The 17,720-nt window shown below is 71.5% G+C and carries 14 protein-coding genes; all 14 read left to right on the top strand.

Going from position 1 to position 17,720, the window contains the following annotated elements; genetic code table 11:
* Positions 1-11: 11 nt before the first annotated feature.
* The gene (nuoE, locus tag AC3A5R_RS12295) at positions 12-767 is read left to right on the top strand and encodes an NADH-quinone oxidoreductase subunit NuoE (RefSeq protein ID WP_487621041.1); all 756 of its coding nucleotides are present in this window, start codon (positions 12-14) and stop codon (positions 765-767) included.
* Entirely contained in the window at positions 764-2,110 is a 1,347-nt protein-coding gene (gene nuoF, locus AC3A5R_RS12290) for an NADH-quinone oxidoreductase subunit NuoF (RefSeq protein ID WP_487621040.1), read from the top strand. Before nuoE ends, nuoF begins: the two co-directional genes overlap by 4 nt.
* Positions 2,107-4,569: an NADH-quinone oxidoreductase subunit G gene (locus AC3A5R_RS12285; RefSeq protein ID WP_487621039.1), complete on the top strand. Its 2,463-nt coding sequence runs from the start codon at positions 2,107-2,109 to the stop codon at positions 4,567-4,569. Before nuoF ends, AC3A5R_RS12285 begins: the two co-directional genes overlap by 4 nt.
* Entirely contained in the window at positions 4,566-5,972 is a 1,407-nt protein-coding gene (nuoH, locus tag AC3A5R_RS12280; RefSeq protein WP_487621038.1) for an NADH-quinone oxidoreductase subunit NuoH, read from the top strand. The genes AC3A5R_RS12285 and nuoH overlap by 4 nt, the downstream gene beginning before the upstream one ends.
* Positions 5,965-6,783: an NADH-quinone oxidoreductase subunit NuoI gene (gene nuoI / locus AC3A5R_RS12275; protein WP_487621037.1), complete on the top strand. Its 819-nt coding sequence runs from the start codon at positions 5,965-5,967 to the stop codon at positions 6,781-6,783. The genes nuoH and nuoI overlap by 8 nt, the downstream gene beginning before the upstream one ends.
* A complete protein-coding gene (locus tag AC3A5R_RS12270; protein ID WP_487621036.1) occupies positions 6,780-7,568 on the top strand; it encodes an NADH-quinone oxidoreductase subunit J in 789 nt (262 codons plus the stop codon). Before nuoI ends, AC3A5R_RS12270 begins: the two co-directional genes overlap by 4 nt.
* Before the next feature lie 5 nt (positions 7,569-7,573).
* Positions 7,574-7,864, top strand: coding sequence for an NADH-quinone oxidoreductase subunit NuoK (gene nuoK, locus AC3A5R_RS12265; RefSeq protein ID WP_413785769.1), 291 nt, complete (start codon positions 7,574-7,576; stop codon positions 7,862-7,864).
* A 15-nt stretch (positions 7,865-7,879) separates the two neighbouring features.
* Positions 7,880-9,862: an NADH-quinone oxidoreductase subunit L gene (gene nuoL / locus AC3A5R_RS12260; protein WP_487621035.1), complete on the top strand. Its 1,983-nt coding sequence runs from the start codon at positions 7,880-7,882 to the stop codon at positions 9,860-9,862.
* Between the two features lie 38 nt (positions 9,863-9,900).
* Entirely contained in the window at positions 9,901-11,502 is a 1,602-nt protein-coding gene (locus AC3A5R_RS12255) for an NADH-quinone oxidoreductase subunit M (RefSeq protein ID WP_487621197.1), read from the top strand.
* Complete coding sequence (gene nuoN, locus AC3A5R_RS12250; RefSeq protein ID WP_487621034.1) at positions 11,499-13,112, top strand: NADH-quinone oxidoreductase subunit NuoN; 1,614 nt, start codon at positions 11,499-11,501, stop codon at positions 13,110-13,112. The genes AC3A5R_RS12255 and nuoN overlap by 4 nt, the downstream gene beginning before the upstream one ends.
* 10 nt (positions 13,113-13,122) lie before the next feature.
* Positions 13,123-14,142 carry a polyprenyl synthetase family protein gene (locus AC3A5R_RS12245; RefSeq protein ID WP_487621033.1) on the top strand — a complete coding sequence of 340 codons (1,020 nt, stop codon included), beginning with the start codon at positions 13,123-13,125 and terminating at the stop codon, positions 14,140-14,142.
* 43 nt (positions 14,143-14,185) lie between these two features.
* Positions 14,186-15,391, top strand: a complete 1,206-nt coding sequence (locus AC3A5R_RS12240) for an alanine racemase (protein ID WP_487621032.1) — start codon at positions 14,186-14,188, stop codon at positions 15,389-15,391.
* A complete protein-coding gene (locus AC3A5R_RS12235; protein WP_487621031.1) occupies positions 15,384-16,715 on the top strand; it encodes a D-arabinono-1,4-lactone oxidase in 1,332 nt (443 codons plus the stop codon). The genes AC3A5R_RS12240 and AC3A5R_RS12235 overlap by 8 nt, the downstream gene beginning before the upstream one ends.
* A gap of 81 nt (positions 16,716-16,796) precedes the next feature.
* A complete protein-coding gene (locus AC3A5R_RS12230; RefSeq protein WP_487621030.1) occupies positions 16,797-17,648 on the top strand; it encodes a VOC family protein in 852 nt (283 codons plus the stop codon).
* Positions 17,649-17,720: the final 72 nt, after the last annotated feature.

The following is a 17,720-nucleotide window of genomic DNA, read 5'->3' as shown; positions in this document are numbered from 1 at the left end:
CCGGCGATCACATGACAGACGCATCCGGGCACCTGAAGGTCAGCCCCGAGTCCAAGGCGCCCTACGAGCCCGACGTCCTCGACCAGCTGCGCGCCGACGCCGCCGAGGTCATCGCGCGCTACCCGCAGAAGCGCTCGGCGCTGCTGCCGCTGCTGCACCTCGTGCAGTCGGTCGACGGCTACGTCACCGGCCGCGGCGTCACCTTCTGCGCCGAGGTCCTCGACCTCACCGAGGCCGAGGTGAGCGGCGTCGCGACGTTCTACACCCAGTACAAGCGCCACCCCAACGGCGAGTACACCGTGGGCGTCTGCACCAACACGCTCTGCGCGGTCATGGGCGGCGACCTCATCTTCGAGCGCCTCTCCGACCACCTCGGCGTCGGCCACGACGAGACCACCGAGGACGGCAAGATCACCCTCGAGCGTGTCGAGTGCAACGCCGCGTGCGACTACGCACCCGTCGTCATGGCCAACTGGGAGTTCTTCGACAACCAGACGCCCGAGAGCACCATCGACCTCGTCGAGGACCTGCGCTCGGGCAAGGACGTCGCCCCGACGCGCGGCGCCGCGAAGGTGTGCACCTTCAAGGAGGTGTCGCGCGTGCTCGCCGGCTTCCACGACGGACGCGGCGACGAGGGCGTCGGCGCCGGGCCGGCCTCCCTGCTCGGCCTGAAGATCGCCAACGAGCGCGGCTGGGTCGCCCCCGGTGCCAACGGCGCCAACGGCTCGAGCACCTCGAAGTCCGACGGGAAGGACGGATCGAAGTGACCGACACGCTGACCCCGATCCTCACGAAGTTCTGGGACGACCCGCAGTCCTGGACCCTCGAGACCTACCGGCGCCACGACGGCTACAAGGCCCTCGACAAGGCGCTGGCCATGGAGCCCCAGGCGATCATCGACGCCGTCAAGGACTCCAGCATCCGCGGCCGCGGCGGCGCCGGCTTCCCGACCGGCATGAAGTGGTCGTTCATGAGCCCGCCCGACGGCGGCCCGCGCTACCTCGTCGTCAACGCCGACGAGTCCGAGCCGGGCACGTGCAAGGACGTGCCGCTCATGATGGCCAACCCGCACTCGCTCATCGAGGGCGTCATCATCTCCTCGTACGCCATCGGCTGCGAGCACGCGTTCATCTACCTGCGCGGCGAGGTCGTGCACGTCTACCGCCGCCTCCTGCGCGCCGTCGAGGAGGCCCGCGCCGCGGGCTACCTGGGCGAGAACGTGGGCGGCAAGGGCGTCAAGGTCGACATCACCGTGCACGCCGGCGCCGGCGCGTACATCTGTGGTGAGGAGACCGCGCTGCTCGACTCGCTCGAGGGGCGCCGCGGCCAGCCGCGCCTCAAGCCGCCGTTCCCCGGCGCCGCGGGCCTCTACGCGCGCCCCACATCGGTGAACAACGTCGAGTCCATCGCCTCGGTTCCCGGGATCATCCTCGAGGGCGCCGACTGGTTCAAGGGCATGGGCACCGAGAAGTCCACGGGCTTCGGCATCTTCAGCCTCTCGGGCCACGTCGCCAACCCGGGCCAGTTCGAGGCGCCGCTCGGCATCACGATGCGCGAGCTCATCGAGCTCGCCGGCGGGATGCGCGAGGGCCGCAAGCTGAAGTTCTGGACGCCGGGCGGCAGCTCGACGCCGATCTTCACCGACGAGCACCTCGACGTGCCGCTCGACTTCGACTCGGTCGCCGCGGCCGGCTCGATGCTCGGCACCCGCGCACTGCAGGTGTTCGACGAGACCGTCTCGGTCGTGCGGGCCGTCGCCCGCTGGACCGACTTCTACGCCCACGAGTCCTGTGGCAAGTGCACGCCGTGCCGCGAGGGCACGTGGTGGCTGCGCCAGATCATGGACCGCATCGAGAACGGTGAGGGCACGAAGGACGACATCGACAAGCTCGTCGACATCTGCGACAACATCCTCGGCCGCAGCTTCTGCGCCCTCGGCGACGCCGCGACGAGCCCGATCACCTCCGCCGTCCAGTACTTCCGCGAGGAGTTCGAGGCCGGCATGCACACCCCGGCGCGCGAGCTCTTCCCGCCGGAGAAGTCGGTGCTCTTCCCGGTACAGCCGGCACCCAACCAGTCCAAGGAGTCCAGCGGGATGGTGTCCGCATGACCGCCACCACCGAGAGCAAGGCGCCCGCAGCGCCCGACCTCGTCAGCCTCACCATCGACGGCGTCCCGGTGAGCGTGCCCAAGGGCACGCTCGTCATCCGCGCCGCCGAGGAGGTGGGCATCGAGATCCCGCGCTTCTGCGACCACCCGCTGCTCGAGCCGGTCGGCGCCTGCCGCCAGTGCCTCGTCGACGTCGCGATGCCCGACCGCGAGGGCAACGTCCGGCCCATGCCGAAGCCGCAGGCCTCGTGCACGATGGCGGTGTCCGAGGGCATGGTCGTCAACACGCAGCACACCTCGCCGGTGGCCGACAAGGCGCAGCAGGGCGTCATGGAGCTGCTCCTCATCAACCACCCGCTCGACTGCCCGGTCTGCGACAAGGGCGGCGAGTGCCCCCTGCAGAACCAGGCGATGAGCGCCGGCCGCCCGGTGTCGCGCTTCGAGGACGTCAAGCGCACCTACCCCAAGCCGGTCAACATCTCCTCGCAGGTCCTGCTCGACCGCGAGCGCTGCGTGCTCTGCGCGCGGTGCACCCGCTTCTCCGACCAGGTCGCCGGTGACCCGTTCATCGCCCTCGTCGAGCGCGGCGCGCTCCAGCAGATCGGCATCTACGAGGACCAGCCCTTCGAGAGCTACTTCTCCGGCAACACCGTGCAGATCTGCCCGGTCGGCGCGCTGACCGGCGCGGCCTACCGCTTCCGCAGCCGCCCGTTCGACCTCGTGTCGACGCCGTCGGTCTGCGAGCACTGCGCCGCCGGCTGCGCCACCCGCACCGACCACCGCCGCGGCGTCGTGCTGCGCCGGATGGCCCTCGACGACCCTGCCGTCAACGAGGAGTGGAACTGCGACAAGGGCCGTTGGGCCTTCACGTACGCGACGCTGCCCGACCGCATCGAGCTGCCGATGGTCCGGGGCGCCGACGGTGAGCTGACGGTCGTCGGCTGGCCCGAGGCCCTCGCGGCCGCAGCCGCCGGCCTCGCCGGCAGGCGCGCGGGCGTGCTCAGCGGTGGCCGCGTCTCGGCCGAGGACGCCTACGCCTACGGCAAGTTCGCGCGTCTGGTGCTCGGCACCAACGACGTCGACTTCCGCGCCCGGCCGCACTCCGACGAGGAGGTCGCATTCCTGTCCGAGCACGTGGCGGCCACCGGCCCCGAGGGCGGCGCGGTCACCTACGCCGACCTCGAGAAGGCCCCGGCCGTCCTGCTCGTCGGCTTCGAGCCCGAGGACGAGTCGCCGATCGTCTTCCTGCGCCTGCGCAAGGCCTTCCGCCGCAACAAGACCCGCGTGTTCGCCGTCGCGTCGCACGCCACGCGCGGCCTGACGAAGATGGGCGGCACGCTGCTGCCGACCGTTCCCGGCGACGAGGCCCTGGCCCTGGCCGACCTCGGCACCACCGAGCTCGGCACGCAGGCCCGAGAGGCCCTCGCAGGCGGCGGCATCGTCCTCGTCGGTGAGCGTCTCGCCACCTCCCGCGGCGCCCTGCGCGCCGCGGCCGACCTCGCCGCCACGACCGGCGCCCGCCTCGCGTGGGTGCCGCGCCGGGCGGGGGAGCGCGGTGCGCTCGAGGCCGGGGCGCTCGGTGCCCTGCTGCCCGGTGGCCGTCCGGTCACCGACCCCGCGGCCCGTGCCGAGGTCGCCCGCGCCTGGGACGTCGACACGCTGCCCGACGCCGCACCCCGCGACACCGCGGGCATCCTCGCGGCCGCTGCGGCCGGCGAGCTCGACGCCCTGGTCGTCGGTGGTCTCGACCCGGCCGACCTGCCCGGTGACCTCCGGGCCGACGCGGCCGCCGCGCTCGAGAAGGCGTTCGTCGTCTCGCTCGAGCTGCGCGAGTCGGCCGTCACGGCCCTCGCCGACGTCGTCCTGCCGGTCGCACCGCAGGCCGAGAAGGTCGGCTCGTACGTCAACTGGGAGGGACGCGTCCGCCCCTTCGAGGAGGCACTGACGAGCAACGCCGTCAGCGACCACCGCGCCCTCGACATGCTCGCGAGCGAGATGGGCTTCTTCCTCGAGACCCGCACGCAGCGCGAGGTGCACGCCCAGTTCGAGGCGCTCGGCCCCTGGGGCGGTGCGCGCGGCACGACTGCGCCGGCCGGCCACCGGGCCGCCGGGTCCGCCTCGGGCAGCGGCGAGCTCGTCCTGTCCACGTGGGCCACGCTCCTCGACGCGGGCCGGATGCAGGACGGCGAGCCGTTCCTCGCCGGCACGGCGCCCAAGCCCGTCGCCCGCCTCTCGGCCGCCACGGCCGCCGGTCTCGGCGTCGCCGACGGCGAGACCGTCACCGTGTCCGGCCCGGCCGGCAGCGTCACGCTGCCCGCGTCGGTCGTCGACGGCATGGTCGACGGCGTCGTCTGGCTGCCGACCAACTCGCGCTCCGGCGACACGTCCTGTTCCGTGCGCGCCGGCCTCGGTACCGACGCCGGTGGCCGCGTCTCCGTCACGAAGGGTGGTGCCGCATGAGCCTCAGCCTCGCGGCAGCCGGGGTGGCCGCGGTCGCCCCGATGACCGAGAACCCGACCGCCGACTTCAGCGACACCCCGCTGTGGGTCGCGCTCATCAAGGCCGTCGGCATCTTCGTCTACCTGCTCCTGTCGACGCTGCTCGTCATCTGGTTCGAGCGTCGCGTCATCGGCCGGATGCAGCAGCGACCGGGCCCGAACCGCAACGGTCCCTTCGGCCTCCTGCAGACCCTCGCCGACGGCATGAAGGCGATGCTCAAGGAGGACATCACCCCGGCGAACGCCGAGAAGCTCATCTACACGCTCGCCCCGCTCATCGCGGCGACGATGGCCTTCGTCTCGTTCGCGATCATCCCGCTCGGCGGCATGGTCTGGATGTTCGGCCACCACACGCCGCTGCAGGTCACCGACGTCCCCGTCGCCGTCCTGCTCGTGCTGGCCGTCGCGTCGGTCGGCGTCTACGGCATCATCCTGGCCGGCTGGTCCTCCGGCTCGACCTACCCGCTGCTCGGCGGCCTGCGCTCGACCGCCCAGGTCATCAGCTACGAGATCGCCATGGGCCTCTCGCTCGTCGCGATCTTCCTCTACAGCGGCTCGATGTCGACGTCCTCGATCGTGTCGGCGCAGAGCTCGCTCTGGTACATCCTGCCGGCGTTCTTCTCCTTCGCCGTCTACCTCATCACCATGGTCGGCGAGACCAACCGTCTGCCCTTCGACCTCGCCGAGGGCGAGGGCGAGCTCACCGGTGGCTTCCACACCGAGTACTCCTCGATGCGCTTCGCGATGTTCTTCCTCGGTGAGTACGTCAACATGTTCACCGTCTCCGCGCTGGCCACGACGCTCTTCCTCGGTGGCTGGCAGGCCCCGCCGTTCATCTCGATGATCGGCGACGGCGCGCTGGCCGGCGGCTGGTGGGGCCTGCTGTGGTTCACGATCAAGCTGTGGCTGTTCATGTTCGTCTTCGTCTGGCTGCGCGGCTCGCTGCCCCGCGTCCGGTACGACCAGTTCATGCGCTTCGGCTGGAAGTTCCTCATCCCGATCACGCTCGCGTGGGTCGTGGCCGTCGCCTTCATCCGCGGCGCCCAGCTCGGCTTCCTCGGTGACAGCAAGCTGACCATCGCCGGCCGCGAGCTGTCCGTGGCGACCGTCGTCATCGTCAGCGTCGTCGCCGTCATCGCCCTCGCCGGGGCATGGATCTGGGACGACAAGCGTGCCGCCCGCCTCGCCGCCGAGGAGGAGCGCCCGCCGGAGGAGATCGACCCGTTCGCCGGTGGCTACCCCGTCCCGCCGCTGCCGGGCCAGCGCCTCGTCGAGCCGGGCAGCCGCCTCGGCTCCGAGCCGGTGCTGTCCTCGGCGAGCAGCACGACCACCTCGACTCCCGCCAAGGAGGAGACCCATGGCTGACGACACCGTCGGCAAGGACGTCACCGGGCCCGCACAGGGCTCCGGTGCCGTCGGCAGGCCTGCCCGCGACCAGGAGGGCGCCCGGTCGGGCGACGAGCGCGAGAAGGGGTTCCTCTCCGAGCTCCTCGCGCCGGTCGCCGGCTTCGGGGTGTCGTTCTCGACGATGTTCCGCAAGGTCGCGACCGAGGAGTACCCGGAGAAGCCGCGCCCGACGGCGCCGCGCTTCCACGGCCGCCACCAGCTCAACCGTCACCCGGACGGCCTCGAGAAGTGCGTCGGCTGCGAGCTGTGCGCGTGGGCCTGCCCGGCCGACGCCATCCTCGTCGAGGGTGCGGACAACGACGACACCCCCGGTGGTGCCGGTCGGTTCAGCCCGGGCGAGCGCTACGGCCGCGTCTACCAGATCAACTACCTGCGCTGCATCTTCTGCGGCCTGTGCATCGAGGCGTGCCCGACACGCGCGCTGACGATGACGAACTTCTACGAGCTGGCCGACAACGACCGCGGCAAGCTCATCTTCACCAAGGACCAGCTGCTCGCCCCGCTCCAGGGCGGCATGCTCCCGCCGCCGTTCCCGATGGCCGACGGCATGGAGGAGCGCGACTACTACCAGGGCAAGGTCACCGCGGCCACCGCGGCACAGCGCGAGTACGTCGACGCGCGCGACGCCGCCGAGGACACCGACGACCTCGACCTGCCGGAGTACGCCGAGGCGCCCGGCAACGTCGGCGCGTCCGGCCCCGGCCAGCACGACGTCGTCCACGCTGTCAACCCGACCGCGGCGAACACCCGGGAAGGGGCGAACCCGTGACCTCCTCCGCCGAAGCCGTCGGCTTCTGGCTGCTGGCCCCGCTCGCGGTCATCGCGGCGCTGGGCCTGCTCTTCGCCAGGAAGGCCGTGCACGCCGCACTCGGCATGGCGCTCGTCATGTCGGTCCTCGGCATCTTCTACATCATGGAGAAGGCCGACTTCCTCGGCGTCGTGCAGGTGTTCGTCTACACCGGCGCCGTCATGATGCTCTTCCTCTTCGTCCTCATGCTCGTCGGCGTCGACTCCTCCGACTCGATCGTCGAGACGATCAAGGGCCAGAAGTGGGCCTCGTTCCTGCTCGTCATCGGCCTCGCCGGCGTCCTCTTCTTCGCCATCGGGGCGGCCACCTTCGACCAGGCCACGGTCCAGACCGGCCTCGACAAGCTCGAGGCGACCAACCGCGACCCGGGCAACATCACGAGCCTGGCCGAGCTGATCTTCGGCCAGTACGTGTGGATCTTCGAGGTCACCTCGGCCCTGCTCATCACGGCCGCGCTCGGCGCCATGGTCCTCGCCCACCGCGAGCGGCTGACGCCGCGACGCACGCAGGCCGAGTGGGCTGCCAAGCGCGTGCGCGACAACGAGCACGTCGCCGGCCTGCCGGCCCCCGGCGTCTACGCCCGCCACAACGCCGTCGACACCCCGGCGCTGCTGCCCGACGGCACGCCGAGCGACCTGTCCGTCTCGCGCGTCCTCGTCGCCCGCGACCAGGTCGCGACGGCCGACGGGTTCCGCGACGTCGAGCGACACATGGAGCACGAGATCGAGGAGGGTCGGTCCAAGTGAGCCCGATGCACTACGTCTACCTGGCGGTGCTGCTCTTCGCCATCGGCGCGGCCACCGTGCTGACGCGTCGCAACGCGATCATCGTGTTCATGGGCGTCGAGCTCATGCTCAACGCGACGAACCTCGCCCTCGTCACCTTCTCGCGGATGCACGGCAGCCTCGACGGTCAGGTCATGGCCCTGTTCGTCATGGTCGTCGCCGCCGCGGAGGTCGTCGTCGGACTCGCCATCATCATGGCGATCTTCCGTGCCCGCCGGTCGGCCTCGGTCGACGACGCCAACCTGCTGAAGCTGTAAGGAGCCCCGGACAGCATGGGAACACTCGTCCAGACGCTGACGGGCCACACGAGCTCGTTGGGGACCTACGCGGGGCTCGCCGCCCACGAGGGAGAGGCGCACGCCGCCACCGGCGTGACGTCGGCTGCGTGGCTGCTCGTCGCGCTGCCGATGCTCGGCGCCGCGATCCTCCTGCTCGGCGGACGCCGCACCGACAAGTTCGGCCCGATCCTGGGAACGGCCCTGTCGTGGGGATCGTTCGTCGTCGGCGCGATCATCTTCTTCTCGATGCTCGGCCGTGGCGCCGACAACCGCGCGCAGACCGTCGACCTCTTCGACTGGATCTCGGCCGGCAGCTTCCACGTGAGCGCAGGCCTGCTCGTCGACCAGCTCTCGATGGTCTTCGTCCTGCTCATCACGTTCGTCGGCTCGCTCATCCACGTGTACTCGATCGGGTACATGGAGCACGACCCCGACAAGCGGCGCTTCTTCGCCTACCTCAACCTCTTCGTCGCGTCGATGCTCCTGCTCGTCCTCGCGAACAGCTACCTGCTGCTCTACGTCGGCTGGGAGGGCGTCGGCCTGGCGTCCTACCTGCTCATCGGCTTCTGGAACCACAACCCGGCCTACGCCACCGCGGCCAACAAGGCGTTCATCGCCAACCGCGTCGGTGACTTCGGCCTGTCGGTCGCCATCATGCTGATGTTCTTCCACTTCGGCGCCGTCGACTTCACGACCGTGCTCGGGGCGGCCGGCAGCAACGCCAACCAGGGCTTCATGACGGCGATGGGCCTCATGCTCCTGCTCGGTGCCTGCGGCAAGTCGGCGCAGTTCCCGCTGCAGAGCTGGCTCGGCGACGCCATGGCCGGCCCGACGCCGGTGTCGGCGCTCATCCACGCGGCAACCATGGTCACCGCGGGCGTCTACCTCGTCGTGCGCTCCGCGCCGATCTTCGAGGCAGCCCCCACCGCCCAGCTCGTCGTCGTCATCGTCGGCGCGATCACGCTGCTCTTCGGGGCGATCGTCGGCTGCGCCAAGGACGACATCAAGAAGGCCCTCGCGGCCTCGACGATGAGCCAGATCGGCTACATGATGCTCGCCGCCGGCCTCGGCCCGGTCGGCTACGCCTTCGCGATCTTCCACCTGCTGATGCACGGCTTCTTCAAGGCCGGGATGTTCCTCGGCGCCGGCTCGGTCATGCACGGCATGAACGACCAGGTCGACATGCGCCGGTTCGGCGGACTGTCGGGAGCCATGAAGATCACGTGGGCCACGTTCGGCATCGGCTGGCTCGCGATCCTCGGGGTGCCCCCGTTCTCGGGCTTCTGGTCCAAGGACAAGATCATCGAGGCCGCCTTCATCGGCGAGGGCTGGCGCCCGTGGGTCTTCGGCTCGGCGGCCCTCATCGGTGCCGGCATCACAGCCTTCTACATGTCGCGCCTGTTCTTCATGACCTTCCACGGCAAGAAGCGCTGGACCGACGACGTGCACCCGCACGAGTCGGGCCGGCTCATGACGGTCCCGATGATCGTGCTCGCCTTCGGGTCGGCCTTCCTCGGCCTCATCCTCGGGCCGACCGGTCTGTTCAACAGCTGGCTCGAGCCGGTCACCGGCGCCGAGCCCGAGGGTGCCCACCCCGTCATCCCGGTCCCGGTCCTGCTCGTCCTGACCCTCGTCCTCGTCGCCGCCGGCGGCGCCCTCGCCTGGCTGCGCTACTGGCGCGAGGAGGTCCCCGTCACGGCCCCGGTCGGCAACCTGCTGACGCAGGGGGCCCGCAAGGACCTCTACCAGGACCAGGTCAACGAGGCCCTCCTCATGCGACCCGGCATCCACCTGACACGCTCGCTCGTCTTCTTCGACAGCAAGGGTGTCGACGGTGCGGCCGGTGGCCTCGCCGCGCTCGTCGGCGGGACCAGCGCCCGCCTGCGCAAGCTGCAGAACGGTTTCGCACGCTCCTATGCCCTGACGATGCTCGCGGGCGTCGTCGCCATCCTCGGTGCCCTGTGGGTGATCTCCTGATGACGACCTTCTCGACCGTCTCGACGGTGACGACCAGCATGTCCAGCGTCCCGTGGCTGACGATCCTCGGGGTGGTGCCGCTCGTCGGCGCGCTCCTCGTCGCGTTCCTGCCCGGCGGTGCCGAGACCGCCAAGCGCGTCGCGCTCGGCACGTCGGTGCTGACGTTGGTGATCGGCGTCGTCGCCGCACTGCAGTTCGACCGGCACAGCACGGCGCAGTTCCAGCTCGGTGAGCTGCACCCGTGGATCCCGCAGTTCGGGGTCAGCTATGCCCTCGGCGTCGACGGCATCGCGCTCGTGCTCATCCTCATGGCCCTCGTCCTCACGCCGGTGTGCATCCTCGCCGCGTGGCACGACGTGGCCGAGGAGCCCGGCCCGCGCGGCGCCCAGCGCGTCAAGACCTACTTCGCGCTGCTGCTCGTCCTGGAGACGTTCATGGTCGGGGTCTTCGCGGCCACCGACGTGTTCCTCTTCTACGTCTTCTTCGAGGCGATGCTCATCCCGGTGTACTTCCTCATCGGGCGCTTCGGCGGCCCGCGCCGGCAGTACGCCGCGATGAAGTTCCTCCTCTTCTCGCTCGCCGGCGGTCTCGTCATGCTCGTGGCCGTCATCGGCCTCGGCGTCCAGGGCCCGGGCGGCGCCGAGGGCTTCCTCGTCGAGCGCCTCACCGGCCTGCACATGGACCCGACCACCGAGCGCCTGCTCTTCGTCGGCTTCTTCCTCGCCTTCGCGGTCAAGGCGCCGATGGTGCCGGTGCACACGTGGCTGCCCGACGCCGCCACCGAGTCGACGCCGGCCACGGCGACGCTCCTCGTCGGTGTCCTCGACAAGGTCGGCACGTTCGGGATGATCCGGTTCTGCCTCCAGCTCTTCCCGGAGGCGAGCCGGTGGGCGACGCCCGTCGTCATCGTCCTCGCGGTCGTCTCGATCATCTACGGGGCGCTGCTCGCGATCAGCCAGACCGACATGATGCGACTCATCTCGTACACGTCGATCAGCCACTTCGGCTTCATCGTGCTGGGCATCTTCGCGTTCACCTCGACCGGCAACGCCGGCTCGAACCTCTACATGGTCAACCACGGGTTCTCGACGGCGGCGCTGTTCCTCTTCGCCGCGATGCTCGTGCGGCGCCGGGGCAGCAAGCGCATCCCCGACTTCGGTGGGTGGCAGCGGGTCACGCCCGGCCTCGCGGGGATCTTCCTCGTCGCCGGCCTGTCGGGTCTCGCGCTGCCGGGCCTGAGCAGCTTCGTCTCGGAGTTCCTCGTGCTCGTCGGCAGCTTCCCGACGCAGCCGGTGGCGGCCGTCATCGCGACGACCGGCATCGTCCTCGCGGCGCTCTACATCCTGCTCATGTACAAGCGGGTCATGACGGGCCCGAAGCCCGAGGGCATCGTCGGCGAGCGCGAGCACGCCGGCCTCGACGAGCAGGGCCGGCGCGGCCTGTCGCTCGTCCGCGACCTGACGACCCGCGAGAAGGTCGTCGCGGTCCCGATCATCGCGGCCTTCCTCGTGCTCGGCTTCTACCCGAACCTGGCGCTCAACGTCATCAACCCGGCCGTCGACAAGACGCTCACCGTCGTCAAGACCGCCGATCCGTCCGTCAACCCGGCCGGCACGCTGGCCGAAGGGAGCTCGAAGTGACCGCCGCCGCCCCACTGGCGCTGACCACACTTCCTGCCGCGTTCCAGCAGTCGAACGTCGACTACCTGGCCGTCCTGCCGATGCTCATCGTGTTCGGCACGGGCCTGGTCGGGGTGCTCGTCGAGGCGTTCGCGCCGCGCTCGAGCCGCCACGTCACGCAGGTGTCGCTCGCGGTCGCCGGCCTCGTCGCCTCGGCGGTCGCCGTCGTCGCGGCCTCGAGCCACGAGGGCCTGACGATGGGCCTGACCGACGGCGCGACGAACCGCCAGCTGTTCGCGCTGGCCATCGACGGTCCGGCCCTGTTCATGCAGGGCGCGATCGTCCTCATGGGCATCCTCGGTGTCCTGACGATGGCCGAGCGCTTCGGTGGCGCCGGGCCCGACGCGTTCACCCCGAGCGGCGCGTCGACGCCGGGCTCGCCCTACGAGACGGCCGCGGCCCGCGCGGGGGCGCTGACCTCCGAGGTCTTCCCGCTGACGATGTTCGCCATCGGCGGCATGATGCTCTTCCCGGCGACGAACGACCTCATCGGGATGTTCGTGGCGCTCGAGGTGCTCTCGCTGCCGCTCTACATCCTCTCCGGCCTGGCCCGACGCCGTCGCCTGCTCTCGCAGGAGGCCTCGCTCAAGTACTTCCTCCTCGGTGCCTTCAGCTCGGCGTTCTTCCTCTTCGGCACGGCGCTGCTCTACGGCTACGCGGGCTCGGTGTACTTCGGCGACCTCTCCAAGGCCGTGGCCACCGGCCCGATCGAGATGAACGGCCTGCTCCTGCCGGGCGCGTTCCTCGTCTTCGTCGGCCTGCTCTTCAAGGTGGGTGCGGTGCCGTTCCACGCGTGGACGCCCGACGTCTACCAGGGCGCCCCGACGCCGGTCACCGGCTTCATGGCGGCGTGCACCAAGGCGGCGGCCTTCGGCGCGATCCTGCGCCTGGCCTACACCGGCCTCGACACCGCGCGGTGGGAGTGGCAGAACGCCATCGTCGTCGTCGCGCTGCTGACGATGGTCGTCGGCTCGGTGCTGTCGGTCACGCAGACCGACGTCAAGCGCCTGCTCGCCTACTCCTCGATCGCGCACGCCGGCTTCATCCTCGTCGGTGTCCTCGCCTTCGGCCGTTCGGGCGTCGGCTCGGTGCTCTTCTACCTCGTCGCCTACGGCTTCTCGACGATCGCGGCCTTCGCCATCGTGTCGCTCGTGCGCCAGAACGGCACCGAGGCCACTCACCTGTCGCAGTGGGCCGGCATCGGCCGCCGCCACCCGGTCGTCGGCTCGGCGTTCGCCTTCCTCATGCTCGCCTTCGCCGGCATCCCGCTGACGAGCGGCTTCGTGTCGAAGTTCGGCGTCTTCGCGGCCGCCATCGCGACGGGCGGCGCCACCGGAACGGTCCTGGCCGTCGTCGGTGTGCTGTGCAGCGCCATCACGGTGTTCGTCTACGCCCGAGTCATCGTCCTCATGTTCTTCAGCGAGTCACCCGACGACTCGGTGGAGGTCGTGACGCCGTCGGTCACCACGACGTTCTCCATCGCGGTGGGCACGCTCGTGACCCTCGCACTCGGCGTCCTGCCCTCGGCGCTGCTCGACCTCGCCGACCGCGCCTCGCAGTTCGTGCGGTGAGCGCGAGCCGATGACGACGCACGCCACGCCGCCGGTCCTCGGGATCCCGGGGGCCACGCCCGAGCTCGCCGCCACCCTGCGCGACGGGCTCGAGCGGGTCGACGCCCTCCTGCGCGAGGTCGTCGACCACGACGACCCGTTCATCGCGCAGGCGTCCGGCCACCTGCTCGAGGCCGGCGGCAAGCGGTTCCGGCCGCTGCTGACGCTGCTGGCGGCCGAGCTGGGCGACGGCATCAACGACGACGTCGTGCGGGCCGCGGCCGGGGTCGAGCTGACCCACCTCGCCTCGCTCTACCACGACGACGTCATGGACGACGGGCGCCTGCGCCGGGGCGTCACGTCGGCGAACATCGCCTTCGGCAACTCGACGGCGATCCTCGTCGGCGACCTGCTCTTCGGCAAGGCCTCCGAGCTGGTGGCCGGGCTCGGCGCCGAGGCGGTGCTCATCCAGGCTCAGACCTTCGTGCGGCTGTGCGCGGGGCAGATCCGTGACGACCGCGCCTGCCCCGAGGGCGTCGACCCGGTCGACTACTACCTCGGCGTCCTCGCCGACAAGACCGGCGTGCTCATCGCGACGGCCGGGCGCTACGGCGTCATGTTCAGCGGTGGCTCGGCCGAGACGGCCGAGACGCTGCGCCTCTACGGCGAGAAGGTCGGCATCGCCTTCCAGCTGGCCGACGACCTCATCGACATCGAGTCCGAGTCGGGGGAGTCCGGCAAGCTGCCCGGGACCGACCTGCGCGAGGGCGTCGACACGCTGGCGGTGCTGCGGGCCCGGTCGCTGGCCGACCCGTCCGAGCCGCAGGACGCCAGGCTGCTCGAGCTGCTCGACACCGACCTGTCCGACGACGACGCCGGCGTCGCCGAGGCCCTCGAGCTGCTGCGGAGCCACCCCGGCCTCGGGCAGGCCCGCGAGGAGACCTTCGCCGTGGCGCGCGACGCCCAGCGGCTGCTCGACCCGTTGCCCGACAGCGACGCCAAGGCGGCGCTGCAGGCCCTGGCCCTGTCGGTCGTCGAGCGCGCGGGGTGACGTCGCGGGCCGGTGGTGAGGTGACGCTCGGTAGGGTGCGCTCATGAGCGGCCACCCCTCCACGCCCGCCGCCGCGCCCCGTGGCCGGATCACGGCCTCGCGGCTGTCCGCAGCGACCGCGGGCCTGTCCTACCCGCTCGCCGTCGTCGACGTCGACGCGTTCGACGCCAACGCGTCGGCGCTCGTCGGCCTGGCCGGCGGGCTGCCGATCCGCGTGGCGACGAAGTCGCTGCGCTGCCGCCCGCTCATCGAGCGGGCCCTCGCGCGCGACGGCTTCGCCGGTCTCATGTGCTACTCGGCCCGCGAGGCGATCTGGTGGGCGCGCTCCGGGCAGCGCGACGTGCTGCTCGCCTACCCGAGCGTCGATGTCGAGGCCCTGGCCGAGATCGCCGCCGACGCCGAGGTGCGGGCGTCCGTCGCCGTCATGGTCGACAGCGTCGAGCACGTCGACCTCATCGCCCGCGACGTGCCGGGGCACGCCGGCCTCCGGGTGGCCGTCGACGTCGACGCCTCGCTGCGGGTCGGTCCCGCCCACATGGGCGTCCGACGCTCCCCGACGCGTACGCCGGCCGAGGTCGAGGCGGTCATCCGTCGTGCGCAGGGGAACGGCCTCGTCGTCGTCGGCCTCATGTTCTACGACGCCCAGATCGCGGGCCTGCCCGACACCGGGCCGGCGGTGCGCCGGATGAAGAAGGCGTCCGCCAAGGAGCTGCTCGCCCGGCGCGGCGAGGTCGTCGCGGCAGCACGGGCCCTGGCCGACCTCGAGATCGTCAACGGCGGCGGCACCGGCAGCCTGCACGTCACCGGACGCGACGTCTCGCTCACCGAGCTCGCCGCCGGGTCGGGCCTCTACGCCCCCACGCTCTTCGACGGCTACGACGCCCTCGACCTGACGCCGGCGGCCTTCTTCGGCACCGCGGTGGTGAGACGGCCCGCCGACGGCGTCGTCACGGCGTACGGCGGCGGCTACGTCGCGTCGGGCCCCCCTGGCTGGTCGCGGGTGCCCGAGCCGCTCGAGGAGCAGGGCCTGCGGCTCGAGCGGCGCGAGGGCACGGGCGAGGTGCAGACACCGCTGCGGGGCCCGGGGGCCGACCGGCTCGCGCTCGGTGACCGAGTATGGTTCCGACACGCCAAGGCGGGGGAGCTGGCCGAGCGGTTCACGGAGTTCGTGCTCGTGGCCGGGGCCGGTGGCGACGAGGTCGTCGGACGAGCCGCGACCTACCGCGGGGAAGGGCAGTGCTTTGGCTGAGAAGGCGACACGCGTCGTCCGGAGCGTCGAGTGGTCGAACTGGGCGGGCACCGAGTCGACGAAGCTGGCCCGGGTCGCGACGCCGCGCAGCGAGGCCGAGGTGGCCGACGAGCTGCGCCGGGCGGCCGACCGTGACCTGCGGGTCAAGGCGATCGGCGCCGGGCACTCGTTCACCGGCGCCGCCGTCACCGACGGCGTCCAGCTGCGCCTCGGCGCGCTGACGGGCATCACGTCGATCGACGCGACGCGCGGCGAGGCCACGGTGCGCGCGGGTACGCCGCTGCACGTGCTCAACGAGGAGCTCGCGGCCTTCGGCTACGCACTGCCGAACCTCGGCGACGTCGACCGCCAGAGCATCGCCGGCGCCACCGGCACCGGCACACACGGCACCGGCCTGCGCCTGCAGGGGCTGTCCGCGGGCATCCGGGGCCTGCGCCTCGTGCTCGCCGACGGCTCGGTCGTCGACTGCTCGCCGCGGCGCGAGCCCGAGCTGTTCCAGGCTGCGCGCCTGGGCCTCGGCGCCCTCGGCGTCGTCACCGAGATCACGCTCGCGGTCGTGCCGGCCTTCCTCCTGCACGCCGTGGAGAAGCCCGAGCCCCTCCTCGACGTGCTCGCCCACCTCGACCTCGTGGCCGAGACCAACGACCACTTCGAGTTCTACTGGTTCCCGCACACCGACCGGACGCAGACCAAGCGCAACAACCGGGTGCCTGCGGGGACGAACGCCAAGCCGCTGCCGGCCTGGCGCGAGCGGCTCGACGACGACCTGCTGGCCAACCGGTTCTTCGAGCTGACCAACCGCGTGGCCACCCGGATGCCCCGCACGACCCGCGGCATCAACGCCATCGCCTCGCGGGCGCTGTCGGAGCGGCAGTACACCGACTGGTCGTACAAGGTCTTCGTCACGGCGCGCGACGTGCGGTTCATGGAGTCCGAGTGGGCGTTTCCGCGTTCCTCGCTCGCCGACGTGCTGCTCGAGCTGCGGCAGTGGGTCGACACGCACGACGAGCAGATCTCGTTCCCGGTCGAGTGCCGGGTGGCCGCGGCCGACGACGTCTGGTTCTCGACGGCCTACGAGCGGGAGAGCTGCTACGTCGCGATCCACAAGTACCACCGTCAGCAGCCGGGCGCCTACTTCGAGGCGTTCGAGGCCATCGCGGTCAACCACGGCGGTCGGCCGCACTGGGGCAAGATGCACACTCGCGACGCCGCCTACCTGCGCGGGATGTACCCGCGGTTCGACGACTTCCTCGCCGTGCGCGACCGCGTCGACCCGAAGCGTCGGTTCGCCAACCCCTACCTCGAGCGGGTGCTCGGCTCCTGACGCGGCCCCGTCCGGGCGGGTGACGCCGGCGGGGCTGTCGGCGGTTCGACCTACGGTGGTCGGACCGTCGAAGGAGGAGCCATGCAGCGCACGTACCCCGAGGGTGTCCCGTCGTGGGTCGACACCGAGCAGCCCGACGTCGAGGCCGCGATGGCCTTCTACGCGGCGGTGCTCGGGTGGACGTTCGCCCCGGCGACGCCGCCCGACGCGCCGTTCCGCTACGTCATCGCCCAGCTCGACGGCGCCGACGTCGCGGGCCTCGGCGGGCCCGCCGAGCAACCGCGCGGTGACGCTCCCGACTCGGGCGGGGGCCCGACGCCAACGTGGAGCACGTACGTGGCCGTCGACGACGCCGATGCCGGCGCGGCCCGGGTGGCCGAGCTCGGTGGCGCGGTCACCCAGCCACCCACCCGGGCCGGCGAGGGCGGCCGGTCCGTCGTGGCCACCGACCCCTTCGGCGCGCAGGTGCGCCTCTGGGAGGCCCGACGGCGCCTCGGCGCGCAGGTCGCCAACGTCCCCGGTGCCTGGAACTTCAGCGAGCTGCACAGCGCCGACCGCGACGCGGCCGCCCGCTTCTACGGCGCGCTCTTCGGCTGGCAGCTCGACGACCTCGGCTTCGCGACGCTCGTACGCCGGCCGGGCTACGGCGACCACCTCGACGCGACGACCGACCCCGGCATCCGCGAGCGGCAGGCGCAGGGCAACGTGCCGCCGGGGTTCGAGGACGCCGTCGCGTGGTGGCTGCCGCTGGGGCCGGGCGAGCGACCCCGCTGGAGCGTCACCTTCGCCGTGACCGACCGCGACGCCACGGCTGACCTCGTCGCCCGCCACGGCGGCACGGTCCTCGGCACCGACGACAACGCGTGGACCCGCACCGCCCTCGTCCGCGACCCGCAAGGGGCCGAGCTGACCGTGAGTCAGTTCCTCGGCTGACCGCGGGAGCGGAGCGGCGTACAGCAGACAACCGGGCCGTCGAGGGCGAGCCCGCACGCTCGCTCTGCGTTG

This window comes from Intrasporangium sp. Soil_C_50 (assembly GCF_057656595.1).
Note: the sequence above shows the minus strand (reverse complement) of the source record. Positions and strands in the feature narration are given on the sequence as shown.